This window comes from Bradyrhizobium sp., assembly GCF_049798375.1.
Taxonomy (GTDB): Bacteria; Pseudomonadota; Alphaproteobacteria; order Rhizobiales; family Xanthobacteraceae; genus Bradyrhizobium.
Genome location: NZ_JBARGP010000010.1, coordinates 1 through 2,055, shown reverse-complemented (window position 1 = coordinate 2,055; position 2,055 = coordinate 1). Strand labels below are relative to the sequence as shown.

At 66.4% G+C, this 2,055-nt stretch carries 2 protein-coding genes; both read right to left on the bottom strand.

What is annotated here, in order from left to right; translation table 11 throughout:
- A partial coding sequence (locus WA702_RS00240) for an efflux RND transporter permease subunit (RefSeq protein WP_425108519.1) occupies nt 1-745 on the bottom strand: 745 nt, incomplete at its 3' end.
- Nucleotides 742-1,857: an efflux RND transporter periplasmic adaptor subunit gene (locus tag WA702_RS00235; RefSeq protein WP_425108518.1), complete on the bottom strand. Its 1,116-nt coding sequence runs from the start codon at nt 1,855-1,857 to the stop codon at nt 742-744. The genes WA702_RS00240 and WA702_RS00235, both read right to left, overlap by 4 nt.
- Nucleotides 1,858-2,055 lie beyond the last annotated feature (198 nt).

Below are 2,055 nucleotides of genomic sequence, written 5' to 3'. Positions count from 1 at the left end.
TGTCGCGGATCTTCTGCAGATTGTCGAAGGCGCCGTCGAGGCGAATGAACACTTCCGGACCTTTGGTCTCCACCGAGCCGGCCGGCGTCAGCGCGTTCTGGCCATTGAGCGCGGCGAACACGTCCTGCGGGCTGACGCCGAGCGTTGCCAGCCGGTCATGCGAGAACTGGACGTAGATGCGCTCGGCCTGCTCGCCAATGATGTTGACCTTCTTCACGCCCGGCACGTGAAGCAACCGCTGGCGCAGCGTCTCGCCATCGCGCACGAGCAGCCGTTGCGGTTCGCCCCGCGCCTTCAATGCAAAAAGCGCAAACGTGACATCCGCGTATTCGTCGTTGACCATCGGGCCGATCACGCCAGCCGGAAGGTTGGCTGCCTCGTCGCCGATTTTTTTCCGGGCCTGGTAAAACTCCTCCTGCACTTCCGACGGAGGTGTGCTGTCGAGCAACGTCAGCGTTGTGAACGCCAGGCCGGGCCGCGTGTAGGTCTCGGTCCGGTCGTACCAGCGCAGCTCCTGCATGCGCTTTTCGATTTTCTCGGCGACCTGATCGTGCATCTCCTGCGCGGTGGCCCCCGGCCATACACTGACGATGGTCATCACCTTGATGGTGAACGCCGGGTCTTCGGCGCGGCCCAGCTTGAAGAACGACAGGAGCCCGGCCAGCGATATCAGGCAGATCAGGAACAGGGTGATGGAACGCTCGCGCACGGCGAGCGCCGACAGATTGAATCGGCCTTCGCTCACGGACGTGCTCCCATGTTCGCCATCGCGACGGCCTGGCCGGACACGCGCACCTGCTCGCCTTCGCGCAGCAAATGGGCACCGAGGGCAATGACGCGATCGCCTTGCTTCAACTTGCCGGACACGCGCGCACTGTCGTCGCCCAGGTGAAGGACCGTCACCGGCCGCCATGCAACCTTGGCCGGCTCGCCGTTGACGACCCACACGCCGGACCCTTTGCCCGCGTCGAGCACCGCGCCGATCGGCACCTGCATGCCGTCCTGTAGCGCCACACGTGCGTCCGGTATCTCGATCGTGACGGTCGCGCCTAGCGGCGCGTCGGCCAGCGCACCCTGCAACACATAACGCGCTTCGAAAGTGCGGGTACGCGGATCTGCAGTATCCGAGAGCTGGCGCAGCGTGGCTGGCACGCTGGCGCCGCTGTCGCCGAACAGGGCCGCCTGGGCGACCGACCCGATGACGGGACGCAGGGTTTCCGGAAGCTGGATCACCGCCTCGCGGCGGCCCGCGTGGGCCAGTCGCACCACGGGCTGTCCGGCGCTGACGACCTGGCCCGGTTCGGCCAGCGTTTCCATCACGACGCCATCGCCGTCCGCCACGAGATCGGCGTAGCCCGTCGCATTGCGCGCCACGTCGGCGTCAGCCTCGGCCGCGCTGAGCTGCGCCTTGGCTGCGTCGGCGGCCGCCTTGGCCTGGTCGTAGGCCGAAGCCGAAATCGCACCAGTGCCGCGCAGGTCACGATACCGCGCCTCGTCCTGCGCGGTCTGCTGCGCTCGCGCCCGCGCAGCGGTGACCGCCTCCTGCCGGGCCTGTGCGGCCAGCTTGAGATCGATGGGGTCGAGACGCATCAGCAGCTGGCCGCGCCTGACCGTTTGGCCGGTGTCCACCCGCCGTTCCAGCACCTTGCCGGAAACACGGAAACCCAGGTCGCTTTGGACGCGTGCCGCGACGGTCCCCGTGAATGAGCGGGACGCGGGCACGGCGCGCTGGACGATGGCGGTGCGCACCAGCGGCACCTCGGTGCGCGGATCGGGCGGTGCTTTTTCGCCGCAGGCCGCTAGCGCAAACGGGAGCGCACAGGCGAGTGCGGAAGTGGCGAGGCGACGCGAGAACATGAAAGTCCCATCGGTGAGGTGATGAAGGACTTCATTCTGGTTCTAGTGACCAATTAAGTCAAGAGTCACAGCTAGCGATCGCGTCAGGGCGACAGACTTCGCAGTACCAGACTGGACAGCTGTGCAGGCGCGACATCGGTGGTGTCGCGGTTGTACTGCAGAAGCAACGGGTTCAGATAAGGGCGCAGCACCAGATAG

Coding starts and splice junctions, on each gene's coding strand:
- WA702_RS00235 (WP_425108518.1), bottom strand. CDS start 1,857: ATGTTCTCGCGTCGCCTCGCCACTTCCGCACTCGCCTGTGCGCTCCCG.